Genomic DNA, 20661 nt, shown 5'->3' on the forward strand with positions numbered 1-20661 from the left:
GTCCTTCATTCACTCCGCGATGCCCGCGGTCCTGGCTCTGCTTTCCATCCTAGGCTATCCGGCGGACGGCCCGGCGCCAGTCAGGCGGTGACGTAGGTGCCGATCTGTTCGCCCAGAATCGCACGGGTCACGTTGCCTTCGCCCTCCATCCCGAAGACCACCATGGACAGCTTGTTGTCGCGGCACAGGCTGAAGGCGGTCTGGTCCATCACCCGGATATTCCGGCGCATGGCTTCGTCATAGGTCAGGGTGTCGAGCTTCTCCGCGGCCGGGTCTTTCTTCGGGTCGGCCGTGTAGACGCCGTCCACGCCGTTCTTCGCCATGAGCACGACGTCGGCGTGCACCTCGAGGGCGCGCTGGGCGGCCACGGTGTCGGTGGAGAAATAGGGCAGGCCGGCGCCCGCGCCGAAGATGACCACGCGGCCCTTCTCCATGTGCCGGATGGCCCGCCTCGGGATGTAGGCCTCGGCTATCTGCCCCATGGTGATCGCGCTTTGCACGCGGGTGTCCACCCCGGCCTGCTCGAGGAAGTCCTGGAGGGCGAGGCAGTTCATGACGGTGCCGAGCATGCCCATGTAATCGGCTCGCGAGCGGTCCATGCCCGACGTCGACAGTTCGGCGCCGCGGAAGAAGTTGCCGCCGCCCACGACGATGGCCACTTCGACCTGGCCGACCGTGGCGGCGATCTGCTTGGCGACGCCCCGGACGGTGTCCGGGTCCACGCCCAGCTTCCCCCCGCCGAAGACTTCGCCCGAAAGCTTCAGCAGGACGCGGCGGCGTTTGGCCCCGGTATCAGCGGTGGTCTGGGTGTTCTGGGATTCCATGGTGCCTCCCGGCGTGCGTGGTTCTGGGGAAAGAGGGTGTGACTGGCCGCGGCTGCCCGACGGTTGAGGCCGCGCGGCCGATCCGGACATGAAAAAGGAGTGGTCACCCGATGGTGACCACCCCCTTGTCATCTGAATCAGCCAGTTCGCCTAAACGTTGCGACCGAGGTTACGCTCCGACGCGGAAGCGGGCAATGGCGGTGGCGTTGACACCGGCCGCCTCCAGCACCTTGCCGACGGACTGCTTCGGGTCCTTGGCAAACGGCTGGTCCAGCAGCACGATCTCCTTGAAGAAACCGTTCAGCCGGCCCTCGACGATCTTCGCGAGTGCTGCCTCGGGCTTGCCCTCGGCGCGGGCGGTCTCGTCGGCGATGCGGCGCTCGTTCTCCACGGTCTCGGCCGGGACCTCTTCGCGGGTCAGGTAGGCCGGGGCGTAGGCCGCGCTGTGCACGGCGATGTCGTGGGCTGCCTCGAAGGCCGAGTCGCCTTCGCCGTCGACGGCGAAGAGGACGCCGACCTGTGCCGGCAGGTCCTTGGACGTCTTGTGCAGGTAGGCATCGACGGTCTTGCCTTCGACGCGGGCGACCCGGCGGACGACAACTTTCTCGCCCAGCACGGCGCCTCCCTCGACGACGAAGTCACCCAGCGGCTTGCCGTCGACGTCGGCGGCCAGCAGGGCGTCGAGCTCGGCTGCGCCGGACTCAACCGCCGTGGCCAGTACCTTGTCGGCGAGTTCGATGAACTTGGCGGACTTGGCGACGAAGTCGGTCTCGCAGTTGACCTCGATCATGACGCCGACGGTTCCGTCGATGACCTTGGCGGCCACCAGGCCTTCGGCGGTGGAGCGGCCTTCGCGCTTGGTGGCGCCCTTCAGTCCCTTGATCCGGATCAGCTCAATGGCCTTCTCGGCATCCCCATTGGCCTCGTCCAGGGCCTTCTTGACATCCATCATGCCGGCGCCGGTGCGCTCGCGCAGTGCCTTGATATCAGCAGCGGTGTAGTTCGCCATTTGGACTCCAGTCCTCCCGTATTAAGTAGTGTTCGGTGCCGCTGGCGGCCGGCCTGAGCACAGGCCGGGCCGCCAGCGGAAGTCCGGCGGCGCGCAAGGCGCCCCCGGTGAGTCGGATTTACTTCTCGGTGTCCGCGGCGGGTGCTTCGGCAGCCGGGGCCTCGGCGGCGGGGGCCTCAGCGGCAGCTTCGGCGGCCGGAGCTTCGGCGGCGGGGGCCTCTGTCGAGCCCTCGAGCAGTTCGCGCTCCCACTCGGCCATCGGCTCGGCCGGCGCTTCGGTGTTGCCTGCGGCGCGGTTGTTGCGGGCGATGAGGCCCTCGGCAACGGCGTCGGCGATCACGCGGGTCAGCAGGTTGACGGAGCGGATGGCGTCGTCGTTGCCCGGGATCGGGAAGTCGACTTCGTCCGGATCGCAGTTGGTGTCCAGGATGGCCACCACGGGGATGCCGAGCTTCTGGGCCTCGTCGATGGCGAGGTGTTCCTTCTTGGTGTCGACAACCCACATGACCGAAGGAGTCTTGGTGAGGTTGCGGATGCCGCCCAGCGTGGTTTCCAGCTTGGTCTTCTCGCGCTGCAGCAGCAGCAGTTCCTTCTTGGTGCGGCCGGAAGCGGCGACGTCGTCGAAGTTGATTTCTTCGAGTTCCTTCAGGCGCGAGATGCGCTTGGAGACGGTCTGGAAGTTGGTCATCATGCCGCCGAGCCAGCGCTGGTTGACATACGGCTGGCCGACACGGGTGGCCTGCTCGGCGATTGCTTCCTGGGCCTGCTTCTTGGTGCCGACGAACAGGACGGTGCCGCCGTGGGCGACCGTTGCCTTGACGAACTCGTAGGCGCGGTCGATGTAGGACAGCGACTGCTGCAGGTCGATGATGTAAATGCCGTTGCGCTCGGTGAAGATGAAGCGCTTCATCTTCGGGTTCCAACGGCGGGTCTGGTGACCGAAATGTACGCCGCTGTCGAGCAGCTGGCGCATGGTAACGACTGGCATGTCGTCACTCCTTCCGGCAGCACCGGGCTGGGCCTGGGCTGCTGCCTGTAGACGGTTGTTAGCTTGTCGCCCGGCGGGCTAAGCTCCTGGCGTCTGTCGGCGCCGCCGGCTCGGCGGCGCATGTGCCCGGACCGGTTTCCCGGACCGCCTGGGCACACTTCCATCGCTGAGATCAAGCCGATGGATTTCAGACACGCGTAGTCAGCCTCCGTCCGGACATGGGTCATGGACGGAAAACTGCTTCGTCCAGTGTACTACAGGCGGCACCCTGTTCCTGCGCGTTCCCGCCCTCCACAGCCGGCCGGGCCAAGGGGTTGCGCACACCGTCCGGCGCCGCCGCGGCACGGACCACGGGCAGCGGCGAGGATCGGTTGCATGACGCCGTCCGTTTTGCGCTTGGCCGCCGCCGCGGCCTCTGCTGTGCTGCTGGCCGCGGCCGGGTCACCCGAGCCGGCAGGCCGATCCGGTTATTCGCCGCCGTGGGGCTGGCCCGCCAGCCCGCAACCCGCCATCGTGCGCGGCTTTGACCCGCCGCCAAAGCCGTGGTTGGGCGGACATCACGGCGTCGATCTGGCGGTTCCGGGCGGGGCGACGGTCCTCTCCCCCGCCGACGGCCGGGTCAGCTTCTCCGGCCGGGTCGTCGACAGGCCGGTGGTCACCATCGATCACGGCAACGGCCTGCGCAGCAGCCTGCTGGCCGTCGCGTCCGAACTGCAGGCCGGCGATACCGTTGCGTCGGGCGATCCGGTAGGAACGGTTGCCGCGAGCAGCCATTGCGCATGCCTGCATTGGGGCGTCCGTCGCGGCGACGTTTATGTCAACCCCCTGCAGTTCGTCATGGACCTGCGGCCTTCGGTATTGCTGCCGGTGCCGGATGGCTAAACGAACGCCGCCAAGCCGGTGATCGCCCGGCCTGCCACCAGGGAGTTGATTTCGTGGGTTCCCTCGTAGGAGTAGATGGCCTCGGCGTCGGCGAAGATCTTGGCCATTTCGTAGTCGGCCACGATGCCGTTGCCGCCCAGGATGTTGCGGCCCAGGGCCACACTTTCACGCATCCGCGCAGTGGTGAACGCCTTGGCCAAAGCGGACTGCTCGTCCTTGGCCTGGCCGGCGTCTTCCAGCTGCGCCAGGCGGACCATCATGCCCATTGAGGCGACGGTGTTGCCGAGGATCTGCACCAGCTGGTCCTGCACCAGCTGGAACGATGCCAGCGGCTTCCCAAACTGGTGCCGCTCCACGGCGTAGCGCCGTGCCACATCGAAGGCAGCCATCTGCTGCCCCACCGCCTGCCAGGCTACGGCAAGCCGCGTCACCTTCAGCACCTTGTTGGTGTCGCGGAAGCTGTTGGCGCCCTTGAGATGGAAATCATCGGGGACCACCACGTTTTCCAGGGTGATGTCCGCGTTCTGCACGGTGCGCAGGCTGATCTTGTTCTCGATCTTCGTCGCGGCATAGCCGGGGGTGGCCGTGTCCACGAGGAAGCCCTTGACCTGGTTGTCGGCCAGGTCGCGCGCGTAGATGACGACCCAGTCCGAGAAGGTCGCGTTGCCAATCCAGCGTTTGGCCCCGTTCAGCACCCAGCCGTTCCCGTCGCGCCGGGCCGTGGTGCGCGTGCCGCCGGCGACGTCGGAGCCGCCGAGGGGTTCCGTCAGTCCGAAAGCGCCGATCTTCTTGAGGGCGTAGATGTCCGGCAGCCAGGCCTCCTGCTGCTCCTTCGACGCGAGGACTTCGATCGATCCGGCGAACAGGCCGTCGTGGACCCCCAGGAACGTGGCGATGGACGTGTCGGCGCGGGTGAACTCCGCGTGGACGAGGCCGGCGAACAAGTTGGAGTATCCCTGCCGCCTGACCGGGCTGACCACGTCCAGGTCCGCCAGTTTCGGGATGATCTCCAGTGGGAACTCAGCCCGGTTCCAGCAGTCGACGGCGATCGGCCGGACTTCCTTGGCCAGCCAGTCGCGGATGTCGTGCAGCCGCGAGCGTTCGGGTTCCGAGAGCATCTCCTCGAACGAGTAGAAGTCTCCATCGGCGTAGGGAAGGTCGTTCGGATCGATGACGCGCTGGCCCATAGTGGCTTCCTTTTCTGTGAACAGGTCGCGGCCCCGGGCAGGAGGCGCCGGGGAGAAGATCAAGTTACTGATCAGTAACTTAGCGCAGAACCGGGCAGCGGGCAACGGCCGAACGCGTGCGCTGCAGCTTCGGCCGGGGTGCCGGGGCAGCCGCATCCCTGGAGTCCCGCGGGAGTCCGGCGGGCGGCATGACGAAGGCCCCGGGCCATTCTGGTCCGGGGCCTTCTCTCGACGTAGGGCGGGTGGGGCTTGAACCCACGACCAAAGGATTATGAGTCCTCTGCTCTGACCGGCTGAGCTACCGCCCCGCGCTGCCGGGCGGCGCCCCGCAGCGCGGGGACCGTTACCGGCACCTTAGACATACTAAGTCCTCCCGACCGGCGGGCGCACGTTGGCCTAGTCGAGGAAGTCGTCCGCCGAGGCTCCGCGGTAGAGCTGCTCGAAAGTGTCCATCGTCTTGTCGATGCCGTGCCGCATCGCCTTCGCGTGGCTGGCTTCGCCCATGGCCTCCAGCCGCTCGGGACTCTGGCCGAGTACGGCGTTGAGCTTGGCCGCCAGGTCGGAGGGATCGCGGGGGGCAAACAGGTAGCCGTTGACACCGTCCTCCACGAGGTGCGGCAGGGCCATCGCATTGGCCAGCACCACCGGCTTGCTGGCGGACATCGCTTCCAGGGACACCAGTGACTGCAGTTCGGCGGTTCCGGGCTGGCAGAACACAGCCGCGCGCAGGTACGCCCGGCGCAGTTCGGCGTCGTCCACATGGCCCAGGAACGCGATCCTGCGCCCAAGCCCCATCGCGGCAACCCTCGCCTCGAGGTTCTTTCGCTCGTCGCCGTCGCCGATGATCTCCAGGTGGACGTTCAGCGCCGGGTCCGTCATGGCCAGCGCCTCGATCAGCGTGTCCACGTTCTTTTCCACCGCCAGCCGGCCCACAAACAGCACCGTGGGGTGCTCCGGCCTCTCGATCGTTTCCCCGGGGGCCAGCTCATAGGCGGCGGCATCGATGCCGTTGGACAGCGGCATCACCTTGTGCAGGAAGGCGTGGTCCCGCATCGCCTTGGCGGCGAGCGGCGTCGGCGTCGTCACCACGGCAGCCTTGCCCATGATCTTGCCCATGTCGCGCCAGGAGTTCTTCGCGACGATGTCCAGGAACCACTGCGGGAACGGCAGGAACGGCTCCAGGTTCTCCGGCATGAAGTGGTTGGTCGCGATGGTGCGGATGCCCCGTCGCACTGCCTCGGCGATGGTGGCCTGTCCGATCATGTAGTGGCACTGGATGTGCACGACGTCCGGCTGGACCTCATCGAAGATCCGCTTGATGTCGCGTTTGATCTCCCAGGGAAAGCAGATGCGCCACGTCTCGTGCGTCGGCACCGAGTGTGAGCGGAGCCGGTGCACCGTCGCCTCCGCACGGTGTTCCACGAAGGTCGGGCCCTTGTCATACCGCCCGGCGATGATGTCGACGCTGTGTCCGCGCTTGGTCATCGCGGTTGCCAGCCGGTACCCGAAGACGGCCGCCCCGTTGACATCCGGCGGGTAGGTATCGGCTGCAATCAGGATCTTGAGGGGTTTCGGTCCGATGTCGTCGCTCACCTGCGGCAGGACTCCTTGTTTCGTGGTCACGGTATTGGTCATCGCGCCGGCCCTATGGTTTCTTGCCCGAGGCTTGGGCCCGGCGCCGGGCTTCTTCCTGTTTCTGCAACACGTCCGGATGGTGCCTCGAGAGGGCAATGACCCCAACAATAGCAACCAAACCTGCCCCCACCATGCCAATCGCAAACACCGGTTCGACGTCGGGCCTGAGCTCTCCGAGGATGAAAATGCCGATGGCGATGCCGACCAGCGGATCGATCACCGTCAGCCCCGCGATGACCAAATCGGGCGGGCCGCTGGCATAGGCACTCTGGACAAACCAAGCCCCCAGGCCGCCGGCCGCGGCGACCGCGATGACCGTGTAGATCGGTACGTTGGCGATGAAACCGCCGCCCGGCTCCAGCAGCCGCAGGCCGATAATCCTCACCAGCACGGCAACGAAACCGAACAACATGCCTGCTCCCAGAATGTAGGCGAAGGCATTCAGCCTGTGCCGGAACATCAGTTCCAGCGAGAGGAAGACGGCAACGACGACGGCCAGCAGCAGGACCGCTGAGAGTTCCTCCTCGGCCCGCACGCGATGGCTAGCGCCCGTGACGTTGACGGCCAGCAGTACGAAAACGGCGCTTCCTGCCACACACGTTGAGATCGCCACCACCGTCACGCGGTTCAGCCGGATCCCCTGGTCCTTGGAATTGATGATCGTGGTGATCACCAACGCGATGGCGCCGATCGGCTGGACGACGGTCAACGGCGCGCTCACCAAGGCAAACACGTTCAATCCCATCCCGACGGCCAACAGCAGCAGTCCCAGGACCCAGCGGGGATTGCGGAGCATCCGCAGCAAACCGGCGACGCTCATCGCCAGGCCGCCCGTATTGGCTTGGACGGCACTGGCTTGGCGCTGGGTGCCGAGGGCGAGGAAGAAGGCACCGAGCAGGGCACAGAGTATGGCTAACCAGACCATGGGGTCCCGTCAGAAAATGTCCGTTTCCGCCCGGAGCGCGGGTCAACCATGGAGTGGATCGTTCTGCCTGGCCTCGCGCCGGCGCTTGTACTTGCCCCAGGCCGCCCGCATGTAGCCCAGCCACGCAAGGACGTGCCCCGCACAGCCCGCGGCGAGGATGGCGTAGGCGAGGGTCAGCAGCCAGTCGTGCCCGAAGCCCTCCACCCGATGGAGCAGCAGCAGCGGAGTGCCTGCCAGCAGCAGGGCCGTCCGGACCTTGCCGATGAGTGTCACGGGAAGGTCGGGGCTGCCATGGAACAGGAGCAATGAGAACACGAGCAGGATCGCGTCGGGGATGATGATGGACAGCAGCAGCCACCACGGGGCGATGCCGGCCGCGACAAAGGTCGTGGCCACGATGATGAGGGCCAGCCGGTCGGCCACCGGGTCCAGCCACTTGCCGACCGAGGAGATTTGGTCGAGGCGGCGGGCGAGGTAGCCGTCCACCCAGTCCGTGGATCCCAGCACGACCAGCGTGATGGTGGCTGCCCCATACGAGTGCCGGGCGATCAGCCAGACAAATAGCGGCACCGCAAGGAAACGCAGGACGGTGATGAGGTTCGGGATGGTCCAGAACGTGTGCAGCTCGCGGTACTCGAAGTCGCGCCGCGTCCCGGCACCGATGATCCTCAACGCCGTCCCTCCCCTCAGTCGTCGTTCCACGCTGGGCAGCCGGCTGCGCTGCAGCCGGCTTCCGTGCCGCCGTGCGACGGTGGTAATGGTTATTTTTTCAGCAGCCGCCGGAGCATGACGCCCATGGCGGTCAGCGAAACCGCCAGCGTCGCCAGTGGCTTCCAACGCTCCCTCAGCTCCGGGCCGGCCTCGCTGACGGCTTCGGCGCCTGCCACCAGGCGTTCCGTGGCAGCATCTGCCGCATGCTTCGCCCGGCGCTTGGCCTGCTCCGCACGGGGCTTGGGGTCGACGCGGCGGCCGAGATCGTCCCTGACTGCCGCCAAATGGTCGCGGCGTTCCGCGGTACGGGCACGCAGTTCGTCCATCGTCGGAGCCGGCTCCTGCGGTTCCTTGCGCTCCGCCTTTTCCGCCTTGGTCTCCTTCCGGGGCTTTTCGTCCAGTGTCGCCGGATTGAAGCTGCTGCCCTCACGCAACACGCCGACGTCGTACTTGACGCCGCGGATGGCCTCGGCGGGAAGGAGCGGCATGGCCTTCTTGCCCCTCGAGATTCCAATGAGCGCCAGGATACCGCCGAGGATCAGGAACACGGCTGCGACGAGCAGCGCCGCCAGCCAGGCCGGCATGATGAGGGCCAGTCCCATGATTGCGGCGACCAAGAGGGAGATGGCCATCAGGACCAGGAACACCAACGCGACCGCAAGGATCGCGGCGGCAATGCCTGCCTTGGTGCCCTTGCCCTTGAGCTCGAGCAGGGCCAGCGAGAACTCGTCCTGAAGCTGGCGGGGGGTCAGCTGGCAGGCGAGCCGTGCCAGCCCCGCGGTCGACAACCTGGCGCCGGCGGCGGAGCTGCCTGGCTGCCCGGCGCGGGCAGCGGTGCTCCCTGGCTGCCCGACACGGGCTGCAGCGCTCCCGGGCGGCCGCAACCCGGTGACGGTGCTGCCGGGAGTCGCCGCACCGGTTGCGGTGCTCCCGGACGTCCTCTCACCGGTTGCGGTGCTTCCGTGGCTTTCCGGACCGGTCATGGGCTCTGCCTCCATCTTGTCGGTAGTGCGCGAGTGTCCACACCTTCAAATTATCATTCTGCCCCAGTCTGGCCCCTCAGCCGTAGGGAGTAGTTTCACTGGAGGGCTGTGGAACAAAAAATATGAGTAAACGCTTACGTTCACCTGCCCTGCGAACTAGGCTGGCAGGCAGCCCGTGTCCGCGCCCGTTTCCGCAAGGGACCAGTGATGAGCAAGGTCGTGCAATTCCCGAAGCAGTTCCTGTGGGGCGCCGCGACGGCCGCCTACCAAATCGAAGGTGCGTCCCGGGACGACGGCCGCACCGATTCCATCTGGGATGTCTTCTGCCGGCTGCCGGGGGCCACCGTGGGCGGCGAGACCGGCGAACGGGCCTGCGACCACTACCGCCGCTACCGCGAGGACGTCGCGCTGATGTCAGCCCTGAACCTGGGTGCCTACCGGTTTTCCACGTCCTGGCCGCGGGTCAAACCGGACGACGCGGTCGTGAACCCGGCCGGCCTGGATTTCTATTCGCGCCTGGTGGACGAACTGTGCGCGGCGGGCATTAAGCCCTGGCTCACGCTGTACCACTGGGATTTGCCGCAGGCGCTGCAGGAGAACGGCGGCTGGGCGAACCGGGACACCGCCTACCGCTTTGCGGAATACGCCCTGGCGGTCCATGAGGCGCTCGGTGACCGGGTACGCGTCTGGACCACGCTCAACGAGCCATGGTGCTCGGCGTTCCTCGGCTATGGTTCGGGCGTCCATGCGCCGGGCATCCAGTCGAGGCCGCAGGCCTTGGCGGCCATGCACCACCTGCTGCTGGGGCACGGGCTGGCCTCCGACGAGCTGCGCCGCCGCGATCCGGCCGCCGAGCTGGGCCTCACCCTGAACTTCACGGTGGCGGATCCCCTGAATCCGGAGGATCCCGTCGATGTGGACGCCGCCCGCCGCATCGACGGCCAGTTCAACCGCGCCTTTCTGGACCCCGTCTTCCGCGGTTCCTACCCGGCGGATTTTCTGGTGGACGTGGGGCCGTACGGACTGGAAGCCAGGATCCGGGACGGCGACCTGGCTCTGATCGGAACCAGGATCCAGGTGCTGGGGGTCAACTACTACCACGGTGAAGCGGTGACCGGGCACCCCCGCCCGGACGCGGAAAACACGCATGCCGCCCCGGTCGAGCGTCCGCTGGCGCCGCCCTACCCCGCGGCCGACCATGTCAGCTCTGTTCCCCGCGGGCTGCCCACGACGGCGATGGGCTGGGAGATCCAGCCGGAAGGACTGCACCGGCTGCTCGTCCGTTTGCAGCACGAGTACAGCGGCCCGGCCGGGACGGCGCTCTTCGTCACCGAGAATGGGGCGGCCTTCGACGACGAGGTCTCGGCCGACGGCGCCGTGCATGACCGGCAGCGGCTGGAGTTCCTGCGCGCACACATCCTGCAATGCCACCGTGCCATCCAGGACGGCGTGGACCTGCGCGGCTACTTCGGCTGGTCGCTGATGGACAACTTCGAGTGGGCCTGGGGCTACAGCAAACGCTTCGGCCTGACCCGGGTGGACTACGCCACCCTGGAGCGCACCGTCAAGGACAGCGGCCGCTGGTATGCGCAGGTCGCGGCCGGCAACCGGGTCGCCTCGGCCTAGCCAAAGAAAAATCCCGCAGCCGGCGCGGGGTGCGGGATTCTGCCTTGCAGCTCCCCCGACTGGACTCGAACCAGTAACCCTTCGATTAACAGTCGAATGCTCTGCCAATTGAGCTACGGGGGATTGAAGCGAGTAAAACTCTAGCAGGACGGCGGCACGGAGACGAAATCGGCCTCGCGCCGAGGGCCCCCAAACGCACAGGATCCCCGCCTCCTGCAGAAGGCGGGGATCCAGTGTTTGTCCGCTCCCCCGACTGGACTCGAACCAGTAACCCTTCGATTAACAGTCGAATGCTCTGCCAATTGAGCTACGGGGGAAAGAAATCATCCGCCACCGGCGGTTTGACCTCCAACAGCATACTCAATGGAGGCCGGAACTTGCCAATTGAAGGCCCGGCCTACTCCGCGCGAAGGGCCCGCCGCTGCATTTCCAGTTCCATCAGTTCACGGTTGATCTGCTGGAAACTCTCGGGATCGGACGCTGGATCCATCCGTTGCAACTGGCCCAGCTTGTCGGCCTTCAGGTGGGTGATCTGCAGGTCCTGCAGCCGGTTCAGGATCCCCCGGCAATACAGCCGCAGGGCGTCGTCGTTTTGTGCAGGCAGCGGGGTCACCGCAAGTTCCGAGACGAAGGTGCGCAGCTCCTCCGGGACCTCCTGGCGGATGGTCTCCACCCACTGCGAGGGTGTGGCACCGGAAACACCCGCAGCCCGGACGGCGCCGTGGATGGCCACGTGCACGGGCGCCAGGAAGCGGGCCTGCATGAACTGTTCCCACTGGTTGGCATCGAGGAGGCCGGGCTGCTGGATGGCCACTTCCAGTGCCTGGTGTTCCAGGCGGACCACGGGATCACGCAGGTCCGGCCGCGGAAAGGCAGGGGGTGCCGCGTACTGGCCGGATTCCCGGGCGTAGTCCGTTTCTCCGCCGGCCTCGGCGCCCCTGCCGTAGCCGTGCTGCGCGGCCTGCCCGTAGGCCGGCCGGCCGTCCTGTTGCCGGGGGGAAGGATTTCCCGGATTCCATGCGTCCCGGCCCTGCTGACCGCCGCCGCGCCGGTACGGTCCGGGCGGCTGCTGGTTGCCGCGGCTCGATTCCTGCCCGCGGTCCTGCTGGCCCCGCTCGCGGCCCGCCGCCCGGGTCCCGGCTTCCTGTCCCCGTTTAGCGGCCCCGGCCACCGCCCGGGTGACGTCGTCGATGTCCATGCCCAGCCAGCCGGCGAGCTCGCGCGAGTAGCCGGGACGCATGGCGGGGTCCCTGATCTCGGCGACCACCGGGGCCGCGGCACGGAGGGCCTGGACCCTTCCTTCGACCGTGTCCAGGTTGAACTTCTTCAAGGTGGCCTTGATCGCGAACTCGAACAGCGGACGGCGGGAGCTGATCAACTCGCGCACCGCACCCTCGCCGTGGCTCAAACGCAGGTCGCATGGATCCGCGCCGCTCGGCTCGACGGCTACGTAGGTCTGGGCAACAAAGCGCTGGTCTTCCTCGAAGGCGCGCAGCGCGGCCTTTTGGCCCGCCTCGTCGCCGTCGAAGGTGAAGATCACTTCCCCTCCGGTTCCGTCATCGGAGAGCAGGCGCCGGGCGATCTTGATGTGGTCGGTGCCGAAGGACGTGCCGCACGTCGCCACGGCCGTCCCGATGCCCGATAGGTGGCAGGCCATCACGTCCGTGTAGCCCTCCACGACCACCAGTTGGCGGTTGCGCGCGATGTCCCGTTTGGCCAAGTCGATCCCGTACAGGACCTGCGACTTCTTGTAGAGCGCCGTCTCCGGCGTATTGAGGTACTTGGGGCCCTGGTCATCCTCGAAGAGCTTGCGGGCACCAAATCCTATGGTCGCCCCCGTCAGGTCGCGGATGGGCCAGATGAGCCGGCCACGGAACCGGTCATAGATCCGGCTGTTCCTGCCATCGGATCCGTCCGATCCGCCGGAGAACATGCCGGTCATGCGCAGTTCGTCCTGGGTGAAGCCGCGGCCGGTGAGGTGCTTGAGCAGGCCGTCCCAGCCCTGCGGGGCGTAGCCGACGGCGAACTGCTCCGCGGCTGCCTGGTCGAAGCCCCGTCCGGAGAGGAACTCCCGGGCCGCCGCGGCACCCGGGCTCTGGAGCTGCTCCCGGAAGAACTCCGCGGCAACCTTGTGTGCGTCCAGCAGCCGCTGCCGCTTGCCCACGTCCTCCCGGCGGGGGCCGGTACCGCCGTCTTCGTACCGGAGCGTGTAATTGATCCGGTGGGCGAGTTTCTCCACGGTCTCGCTGAACGTGGTGTGATCCATCTTCTGCACGAAGGAGATGACGTCGCCGCCCTCGCCGCAGCCGAAGCAGTGGTAGGTGCCCACCTGCGGACGGACGTGGAACGACGGCGACCGCTCGTCGTGGAAGGGGCACAGGCCCTTGAATGACCCGATGCCGGCCGACTTCAGCGTGACGTAGCCGTCGATGACTTCCTTGATGTCGGTACGCTGGCGGACTTCATCGATGTCTTCACGCTTAATGAGTCCGGCCATAGTCCCATGGTATGCAGCCGCGCCAAATCGGCGCCGGAACCGCGGCGGCCTGTGCCCCAGGCGCCGCGCGCAGCCGCCTGTGGAGGGAAGCTGCTCGCGGCCCGCAACCTCACAGGAGGGTGCGGTGGGCCCCCATCAGGCGTTCGTGCAGCGCCAGGGCGGAGACATCGGTGAGCGAGGCGATCTGGTCGATGACCACGCGAAGGCGGCCGCCGTCGTCGTCCGCATCCCGCCAATCCGAGGCAAAGGGCTCCTCCAGATGCTTCTCCCCCGTGGCATGGAGCTCGCTGACCAGGTCGTGCAGGATCTCCTGCTGGTGTTCGTAGACCGGCTGGCGCAGGTCCGCGGTCATCACGAACGTGGTGGCCAGGCCCTTCATCACCGCGATCTCGACGGCGGTTTCCTGCGGCACCACCAGCTCCGCCCCGTAGCGGGTCAGCTGCTGCGGGCCGTAGATGGAGCGGGTGGCTTCCATCGCGCTCGAGCAGAAGCGGCCGATCAGCTGGCTGGTCATGTCTTTCAGCGCCGCCATGGCCTTGCGGCTGCCGTCGGCCTCGCGCACCCAGACGCCGGATTGCTCCAGCCGGGTCAGTGCTTCGTCCACCTCTTGGGCGTCGCTGGAGGGCAGGTACCACTGCTGGGTGTAGCCGATGACCCGGCTGCGGGTGTCGGGGCTGTCCAGCCACTTGAGCTGGATGCGCCCGGCCACGATGGCGTCTTCGACGTCGTGCACGGAGTAGGAGATATCGTCGGCGAGGTCCATCACCTGGGCCTCCAGGCAAGACCGGCGCTCCGCGGCGCCTTCGCGCAGCCAGTTGAACACGGGAAGGTCGTCTTCGTAGGCGCCGAACTTGCTGGTGCGCTTGCCGTGGATCACCGGCGCGTCGTCGGCGGACCACGGGTATTTGCAGGCCGCGTCCAGGCTGGCCCGGGTCAGGTTCAGCCCGGCCGGGGATCCGTCCGGGCGCAGGATCTTGGGCTCCAGCCGGGTCAGCAGCCGCAGGGTCTGGGCGTTGCCTTCGAAACCGCCGATGGCGTGGGCCGCGGCGTTGAGTGCGGTCTCCCCGTTGTGGCCGAACGGGGGATGGCCCAGGTCGTGGGACAGGCAGGCGGCGTCCACCACGTCGGGGTCGCAGCCCAGGGTACGGCCCAGTTCGCGGCCGACCTGGGCCACTTCCAGGCTGTGCGTCAGCCGGGTCCGCACAAAGTCGTCCGTGTCCGGGGACACCACCTGGGTCTTGGCGCCCAGCCGCCGCAGTGCCGACGAGTGCAGAACCCGGGCCCGGTCGCGTTCGAACTGCGTGCGGTAGGTGCTCTTCGGCTCCTCTGTGTACCAGCGTTCCTGGTCGAACTCCGTGTAGCCCGGCGTGGGCGGGGCCGGGCGCCCGGTGCGTACCTTAGCCACCGGAGACGTCCAGTTCAGCGGCGGCGATCATGGCCTTGTGGTCCGCGTTCAGCTCCCGGCTGGAAAGCCAGCCGTCGGGCAGCGCCGTGCGTTTGGGCGAACCGGCCCGGCCGCGCGGGCCCTCGGCGTCCGCCCCCGGGTAGGGAGCGTCGGCATCCAGTTCGGCCAGCAGTTCGCGCAGCACCTCGAGGGTGGGCACCTGGGCCAGCGCGGCACGCAGCTCGCCGCCCACCGAGTATCCCTTGAAGTACCAGGCCACGTGCTTGCGGATGTCCCGCAGGGCCTTGCCCTCGTCCTCGAAGTAATCCACCAGCAGCTCGGCATGCCGGTAGAAGCTGTCCGCGACGTCCTTCAACCCCGGCCGGAAGCGCCTGTCGGTTCCTTCGAAGGCGGCCTGCAGGTCCCCGAACAGCCACGGGCGGCCTTGGCAACCGCGTCCGACGACGACGCCGTCCACTCCCGTTTGTTGCACCATCCGCACCGCATCCTCGGCGCTCCAGATGTCTCCGTTGCCCAGCACCGGGATGTCCGGCAGGGCTTCCCGCAGTTCCGCGATCGCGTTCCAGTCGGCCTTGCCCGAGTAGAACTGGCTGGCGGTGCGGCCGTGCAGCGCCACGGCCGCCACCCCGGCGTCGCGGGCGATCTTGCCGGCCTCGATGAAGGTCAGGTGCTCGTCGTCGATCCCCTTGCGCATCTTGATGGTCAGCGGGACGTCGCCCTTGGCGGCTTCGCGGGTCGCCGCCTGGACGATCGCGGTAAACAGTTCGGTCTTCCAGGGCAGCGCCGAGCCGCCGCCGCGGCGCGTGACCTTCGGCACCGGGCAGCCGAAGTTCAGGTCGATGTGGTCGGCGCGGTCTTCCTCCACCAGCAGGCGGACGGCGGCGCCGACGGTTTTGGGATCCACGCCGTAGAGCTGGACGGACCGCACGTCCTCGTCCTCATCGTGCGAGATGATCCGCATGGACTCCCGGTTGCGTTCGACCAGCGCGCGGGACGTGACCATTTCCGCCACATACAGGCCACCGCCGTACTGGCGGCAGAGCCGGCGGAACGCCTTGTTGGTGATGCCGGCCATGGGTGCCAGCACCACCGGGGTGTCGACGGTTATCGGGCCGAGTTTGAGCGGCGGAAGCTCGAGCTTGGCGCCCGATTCGGGGGCAGCGGTAAGTGTCACCCCACCATTCTCTCAAAACCGGGCAAATCCGTCCGCCGGCACCGGCGCCTGTGGACTAACGGCCCCGGTCCGCCGCGCCGCCGTTCCTCCGCGTCGCCGGGGTTCGTCCGCGTCCGCGGGACAGCCGGGCCGAGCGCCGGCCTTGGGGCGCAGCAGGCCGCCTGCCTGCCGCGCGCTGGCCGTCAGGCGCGCAGCAGGCCGCCGAGCGCGCTGTCCGTGAAGTGTTCGAGCAGGTCCTGCGGGTCCCGGTACACCTCTGCCGCACCGGCGTGGAGCAGGGTCGCAGCGGGGGTCCCGCCGCATTCGAGGCCGATGCACGGAATCCCGAGGTCTCCGGCCGCCTGGACATCCCACACGGCATCGCCCACGAAAACGGTGTCTGCCGGATGCAGGCCCGCCGCGTCCAGGGCCGCCTGCAGGATGTCCGGCGCCGGTTTGCTGTTCTCCGCGTCCGCGGAGCTGGTGGCGGCGGTGATGGACCCGTCGGCGTCGATCACTCGGCGCAACACTTCCAGCTCCGTTCCCTCGGCGGAAGAGGCCAGCACGACGGCCAATCCCTCCTCGGCGGACCGGCGCACCAGCTCACGGGCACCGTCGAAGCGGCGCAGGGAAGGCCAAAAGGTGGAGAAGACGGTTCCGTGGGCGGCCTTGAGGTCCTCGTCCCGGGACTGGTCGCGGTCCTCGTCGAGCAGCTGCGCGATGAGCCTGCCGCCGCCCATTCCCACGCAACGGTGGATGGCCGCCATCGGGACGTCGAGACCCGCCTGCCGGAAGGCCTGCCACCAGGCCAGCACGTGCAGGTAGTTCGAGTCCACCAGCGTCCCGTCCACGTCAAACAGCACGCCCTTCATGAGCACTCCTCCCGACGACGGCGATGGTTCTTTCGGCACCGGCCCGGGCACGGCGCCAATGTGTGCAGTCTAGCCGCTCGGGTCGCCGGGCCTGCCGTGGCCGGCCGCGGCTTCCGCCCCGGGGTCCCGCACGCCTGCGTCGACATCCGCGGCGGCCACGTCAGGCCCCCGTACCCCCGCGTCGGGATCGCCGGCGGCTCCGGCCATGAGGTGCCGGGGGCCTGACCGCTCCCCCGCCGCCACCGGACCACGGATGCCGGTGGCCTTGACCACCAGCACCGCAATCAACGTGGTGATCGGGATGGCCAGGACCAGGCCGATGGATCCGACCAGGGTGCGCACAATCTCCTCGGCCAGTTCCCCGCTGGTCAACGTGGCGAACAGCGGCCGGTCGTGCAGCGACACCAGGATCAGTACCGGAAGGGACGCGCCGGCGTAGGCGAAGGCAATGGTGTAGACGGTGGAGGCGATGTGGTCCCGCCCCACGCGCATGGCCCCGGTGAACAGGCGCCTGGCAGAGGCACCGGGAGCCAGTTCGTACATCTCCCACACCGCCGACGACTGGGTGATGGTGACGTCGTTGAGCACGCCCAGTCCGGAGATGATCAACCCGCACATGATCAGCCCGGAGACGGAGAGGCTGCCGCCCAGATTGATCAGCTGGTAGGTGTAGTCGTCGTCCACGCCGGTCAGGTAGGCGGCGTCGGTGGCCCAGGCCGCCAGCAGGGCGGTCACGCCCAGGCCGAACAGGGTGCCCAGCAATGCGGTGGACGTGCGGGCGGAGAATCCGTGGGCGAAGTAGAGCACCCCGACCATGATGACCACCGAGCCGATGAGCGCCAGCAGCAGCGGCGGCTTGCCTTCCATGAGGCCCGGCAGGATGAACTGCGCCAGGACCAGGAAACCGCCCGCCAGTCCGAGCATCGCGCGGAAGCCGCGCCAGCGGGCCACGGCCACCACGACCAGGGCGTAAAGCACGGCCAGCAGCACCATGGGGACGCTGCGCACGAAGTCCACGAAGACGTAGGCCCCCTCCTGCCCGCCCATGACGCCGGAGAGATTCAGGTAGCGGATGGTGTCGCCGGCCTCGACGCCGCGCGAGGCCGCGATCTCCGGCGTGATCTCCACGGGCAGCGGCGAGCCGCCGGCGTCGGGCTGGGTGTAGGCGACCAGGCACTCCTGTGCTTCCATGCCGGCGTCCACCGCCGCCTGCGAGGTGGGGCAGTCTTCCAGCTCCACCCTCTGCACGGTGCCGACGTCGAACGTCACCCCGGGCGCCGCGGCATAGGGATCGGGGACATCGGCTCCGGCTCCGTCCCCGGAGGGCCAGAGCAGGATCATGCCCACCAGGGTCAGGACGGTGACCGGCAACAGGATGGCCGCCAGGAGCAGGTTGGCCCGCCGCCGCGCGGCGAGTGCGGCGGCGCCGGGCGTGGAAGTCCCGTGGCTGTGGCTGTGCCCCATCCGTCAGTCGCTGACGATGGAGGTTTCCGGACCCAGCTGGCGCGCGAGACCGGAGTCCAGCAGCGGCTGCAGCACGGCCAGCACAGCGGTCATCGAGTCGTCCACCTCCAGCTGCACCGGGTACTGCGCCACCAGCATGGCCAGCAGCGCCCGCACCGCGGCCTCGGCGTCCTCGGCCGGCAGCGCGGTGTCGTATCCCAGCAGCACGTCCGCCGGGGCGTCCGTGCGCTCGTGCGTGTAGCTGACGGCGAAAGCCTGGATGGTGCCGCCGTCGGACTTGGGCGCGCTGCGCAGCACCACCGCTCCGCCGGCCCCCGCGCTCTCGCTCAGCAGCATCTGCTGGGCGCGTCCCACGGTCATGTCCGCGCGGTCCCACACGTGCACCGAGTTGTAGAAGTCGGCCACGGCCCGGGTCAGTTCCACCGACCCGGTGGCCGCCTCCTCCAGTTGCGGACCGGTTTCCCCGAGGTCGGGCAGCGGCAGCGCGCCGGGCGAGATCAGCACCACGCGCGAGCTCTGGATCTGGGTCAGGCCGGCGGCCCGGGCGAAGGCGGCGCCGGAGGTGTCCGGCTCCACCTTCGCCCGCAGCTTCCGCACGCCCGAGGGCGCGTGCTCGGCCTCGGCGCGAAGCCGTGACAGCAGGTCACGGGCGACCCCGGCGCCGCGGTGGTCGCGGGCAACCTCGACGTACACCCACAGCCGGTCCGGATGCAGGCTGGTTTCGTACACGGTGCCGGCGGCAACGGCTATCCCCTGGTCTTCGGCAACGATGCACCGCGACCACGGCTGGTCGGCGGACGGGCGGAGCATGGCACGGAAGTGACCTGCCTGGCCGGTTTCCGGGTCGCCCCAGATCTCCAGCAGGGCCAGGTCATCGTCCTCGCGCCAGTCACGGTAGGTCAGCTGGGCCATGGTTCTCCTTTAGGGGTGGGCTGCCCTGATCGGGCGGCCGGACGGTTGCCGCAGCGGCTGCGGACGCGCGGTCCGCGGCCGGTTCAGGCTCCGATCAGGCGGGCTGCCAAATATGCTTCGACCTTGTCCAGGGAGACCCGTTCCTGGGCCATCGAGTCACGTTCACGGATGGTCACCGCCTGGTCCTCGAGCGTGTCGAAGTCCACCGTGATGCAGAACGGCGTGCCGATCTCGTCCTGCCGGCGGTAGCGGCGGCCGATGGCACCGGCGTCGTCGAAGTCGATGTTCCAGTTCTTGCGCAGCGCCTCCCCCAGCTCCTTGGCCTTGGGCGAGAGGTCCTCGTTGCGGGACAGCGGCAGCACGGCGGCCTTGACCGGGGCCAACCGCGGGTCCAGCCGCAGCACCGTGCGCTTGTCCACGCCGCCCTTGGCGTTCGGCGCCTCGTCCTCGTTATACGCGTCCACCAAAAAGGCCATGAAGGACCGCGTGAGCCCGGCGGCCGGCTCGATCACGTACGGGGTGTAGCGCTCGTTGGTGGCCTGGTTGAAGTAGCTCAGGTCGGTGCCGGAGTGCTTGGAGTGGGTGGACAGGTCAAAGTCCGTCCGGTTGGCGATGCCTTCCAGCTCGCCCCATTCCGAGCCCTGGAAGCCGAAGCGGTATTCGACGTCGGTGGTGCCCTTGGAGTAATGGCTCAGCTTGTCCAGCGGGTGCTCGAAGAGGCGGAGGTTGTCGCGTTTGATGCCCAGGTCCACGTACCACTGCAGCCGGGCGTCGATCCAGTACCGGTGCCACTCTTCGTCCGTCCCGGGCTCCACGAAGAATTCCATTTCCATCTGCTCGAACTCGCGGGTGCGGAAGATGAAGTTGCCCGGGGTGATCTCGTTGCGGAAGCTCTTGCCGATCTGGCCGATGCCGAACGGCGGCTTCTTCCGCGAGGTGGTCAGGACATTGTTGAAGTTCACGAAGATGCCCTGCGCGGTCTCCGGGCGCAGGTAGTGCATGCCTTCTTCCTGGGCGACCGGGCCCAAAAAGGTCTTCAACAGGCCGGAGAATTCCTGGGGTTCGGTCCACTCGCCCTTGGTGCCGCAGTTGACGCAGGCGATGTCCTTCAGCCCGTTTTCCGGGGCGCGGCCCTTTTTCTCCTCGTACTCTTCTTCGAGGTGGTCGGCGCGGTAGCGCTTGTGGCAGTTCAGGCACTCCACCAGCGGGTCGGAAAAGACGTCCACGTGGCCGGACGCTTCCCAGACCTGGCGCGGCAGGATGACCGAAGAATCCAGTCCGACCACGTCGTCACGGCCGCGGACCATCGTCTGCCACCACTGGCGCTTGATGTTTTCCTTCAGCTCGACGCCGAGCGGCCCGTAATCCCATGCGGAGCGGGATCCACCGTAAATTTCACCAGCCTGGAACACGAAGCCGCGGCGCTTGGCCAGCGAAATAATCGAATCGAGGGCTGATTTGGCTGCTGCCATGAGGTGGTTCTCCGTATCTCTCCAGGGCCGCTGGGTGCGGTCCGAGGGTTGTCATGGCACAGATCCGCCCGGCTGCTGCAGGCACGGATCGGCGCATAGCGAAGCTACAACGTTAG

The 20661-nt window shown here is 67.8% G+C and carries 17 protein-coding genes and 3 tRNA genes; 2 read left to right on the forward strand and 18 right to left on the reverse strand.

Features of this window, described 5'->3' with window-relative positions:
* Window positions 1-80: 80 nt before the first annotated feature.
* The 3 genes from pyrH to rpsB form a co-directional block, all read right to left on the reverse strand.
* Window positions 81-824, reverse strand: a complete 744-nt coding sequence (gene pyrH, locus AC5RUH_RS07820) for a UMP kinase (RefSeq protein ID WP_493988119.1) — start codon at window positions 822-824, stop codon at window positions 81-83.
* Window positions 825-993: 169 nt separating this feature from the next.
* Window positions 994-1833, reverse strand: a complete 840-nt coding sequence (gene tsf, locus AC5RUH_RS07825) for a translation elongation factor Ts (RefSeq protein ID WP_494128284.1) — start codon at window positions 1831-1833, stop codon at window positions 994-996.
* 118 nt (window positions 1834-1951) lie between these two features.
* On the reverse strand, window positions 1952-2821 hold the full coding sequence (gene rpsB, locus AC5RUH_RS07830; protein WP_494128285.1) for a 30S ribosomal protein S2: 870 nt from the start codon (window positions 2819-2821) through the stop codon (window positions 1952-1954).
* A 375-nt stretch (window positions 2822-3196) separates the two neighbouring features.
* On the opposite strand from rpsB, the gene AC5RUH_RS07835 reads away from it, so the two are divergent.
* Window positions 3197-3703 (forward strand): murein hydrolase activator EnvC family protein, encoded by a 507-nt coding sequence (locus tag AC5RUH_RS07835; protein WP_494128286.1) that lies wholly within the window; start codon window positions 3197-3199, stop codon window positions 3701-3703.
* Here AC5RUH_RS07835 and AC5RUH_RS07840 read toward each other — a convergent pair.
* The 6 genes from AC5RUH_RS07840 to AC5RUH_RS07865 all read right to left on the reverse strand — a co-directional run bounded on the left by AC5RUH_RS07840 (window position 3700) and on the right by AC5RUH_RS07865 (window position 9144).
* On the reverse strand, window positions 3700-4890 hold the full coding sequence (locus AC5RUH_RS07840) for an acyl-CoA dehydrogenase family protein (protein ID WP_494002470.1): 1191 nt from the start codon (window positions 4888-4890) through the stop codon (window positions 3700-3702). The genes AC5RUH_RS07835 and AC5RUH_RS07840 overlap by 4 nt on opposite strands.
* A gap of 234 nt (window positions 4891-5124) precedes the next feature.
* Window positions 5125-5198: transfer RNA gene (locus tag AC5RUH_RS07845), tRNA-Ile, on the reverse strand.
* A gap of 88 nt (window positions 5199-5286) precedes the next feature.
* The gene (locus tag AC5RUH_RS07850; protein WP_494014221.1) at window positions 5287-6483 is read right to left on the reverse strand and encodes a glycosyltransferase; all 1197 of its coding nucleotides are present in this window, start codon (window positions 6481-6483) and stop codon (window positions 5287-5289) included.
* Between the two features lie 52 nt (window positions 6484-6535).
* On the reverse strand, window positions 6536-7450 hold the full coding sequence (locus tag AC5RUH_RS07855) for a DMT family transporter (RefSeq protein ID WP_494002471.1): 915 nt from the start codon (window positions 7448-7450) through the stop codon (window positions 6536-6538).
* A 42-nt stretch (window positions 7451-7492) separates the two neighbouring features.
* Window positions 7493-8122, reverse strand: coding sequence for a CDP-alcohol phosphatidyltransferase family protein (locus AC5RUH_RS07860; RefSeq protein WP_494023776.1), 630 nt, complete (start codon window positions 8120-8122; stop codon window positions 7493-7495).
* 89 nt (window positions 8123-8211) lie between these two features.
* A complete protein-coding gene (locus AC5RUH_RS07865) occupies window positions 8212-9144 on the reverse strand; it encodes a phage holin family protein (RefSeq protein ID WP_494128287.1) in 933 nt (310 codons plus the stop codon).
* A 207-nt stretch (window positions 9145-9351) separates the two neighbouring features.
* Between AC5RUH_RS07865 and AC5RUH_RS07870 the strand changes: the two genes are divergently transcribed.
* Window positions 9352-10770, forward strand: a complete 1419-nt coding sequence (locus AC5RUH_RS07870; RefSeq protein WP_494128288.1) for a GH1 family beta-glucosidase — start codon at window positions 9352-9354, stop codon at window positions 10768-10770.
* 50 nt (window positions 10771-10820) lie between these two features.
* Here the strand turns inward: AC5RUH_RS07870 and AC5RUH_RS07875 are convergent.
* From AC5RUH_RS07875 to AC5RUH_RS07915, 9 genes are all read right to left on the reverse strand, one after another.
* Window positions 10821-10893, reverse strand: a tRNA-Asn gene (locus AC5RUH_RS07875).
* A gap of 121 nt (window positions 10894-11014) precedes the next feature.
* Window positions 11015-11087 (reverse strand) — tRNA-Asn (locus AC5RUH_RS07880).
* A gap of 80 nt (window positions 11088-11167) precedes the next feature.
* Window positions 11168-13267, reverse strand: coding sequence for a DNA primase (gene dnaG / locus AC5RUH_RS07885; protein ID WP_494128289.1), 2100 nt, complete (start codon window positions 13265-13267; stop codon window positions 11168-11170).
* Between the two features lie 109 nt (window positions 13268-13376).
* Window positions 13377-14672, reverse strand: a complete 1296-nt coding sequence (locus tag AC5RUH_RS07890) for a deoxyguanosinetriphosphate triphosphohydrolase (protein ID WP_494128290.1) — start codon at window positions 14670-14672, stop codon at window positions 13377-13379.
* A complete protein-coding gene (dusB, locus tag AC5RUH_RS07895) occupies window positions 14665-15846 on the reverse strand; it encodes a tRNA dihydrouridine synthase DusB (protein WP_494076158.1) in 1182 nt (393 codons plus the stop codon). Before dusB ends, AC5RUH_RS07890 begins: the two co-directional genes overlap by 8 nt.
* Before the next feature lie 182 nt (window positions 15847-16028).
* Entirely contained in the window at window positions 16029-16697 is a 669-nt protein-coding gene (locus AC5RUH_RS07900; RefSeq protein WP_494128291.1) for an HAD family hydrolase, read from the reverse strand.
* Between the two features lie 69 nt (window positions 16698-16766).
* A complete protein-coding gene (locus AC5RUH_RS07905; RefSeq protein ID WP_494128292.1) occupies window positions 16767-18161 on the reverse strand; it encodes a YibE/F family protein in 1395 nt (464 codons plus the stop codon).
* A 3-nt stretch (window positions 18162-18164) separates the two neighbouring features.
* Entirely contained in the window at window positions 18165-19073 is a 909-nt protein-coding gene (locus AC5RUH_RS07910) for a GNAT family N-acetyltransferase (RefSeq protein ID WP_494128293.1), read from the reverse strand.
* Window positions 19074-19156: 83 nt separating this feature from the next.
* Window positions 19157-20545 (reverse strand): glycine--tRNA ligase, encoded by a 1389-nt coding sequence (locus AC5RUH_RS07915; protein WP_494128294.1) that lies wholly within the window; start codon window positions 20543-20545, stop codon window positions 19157-19159.
* Between the last annotated feature and the right edge of the window lie 116 nt (window positions 20546-20661).

The sequence above is a fragment of the Arthrobacter sp. Y3223166 genome, from assembly GCF_059090935.1.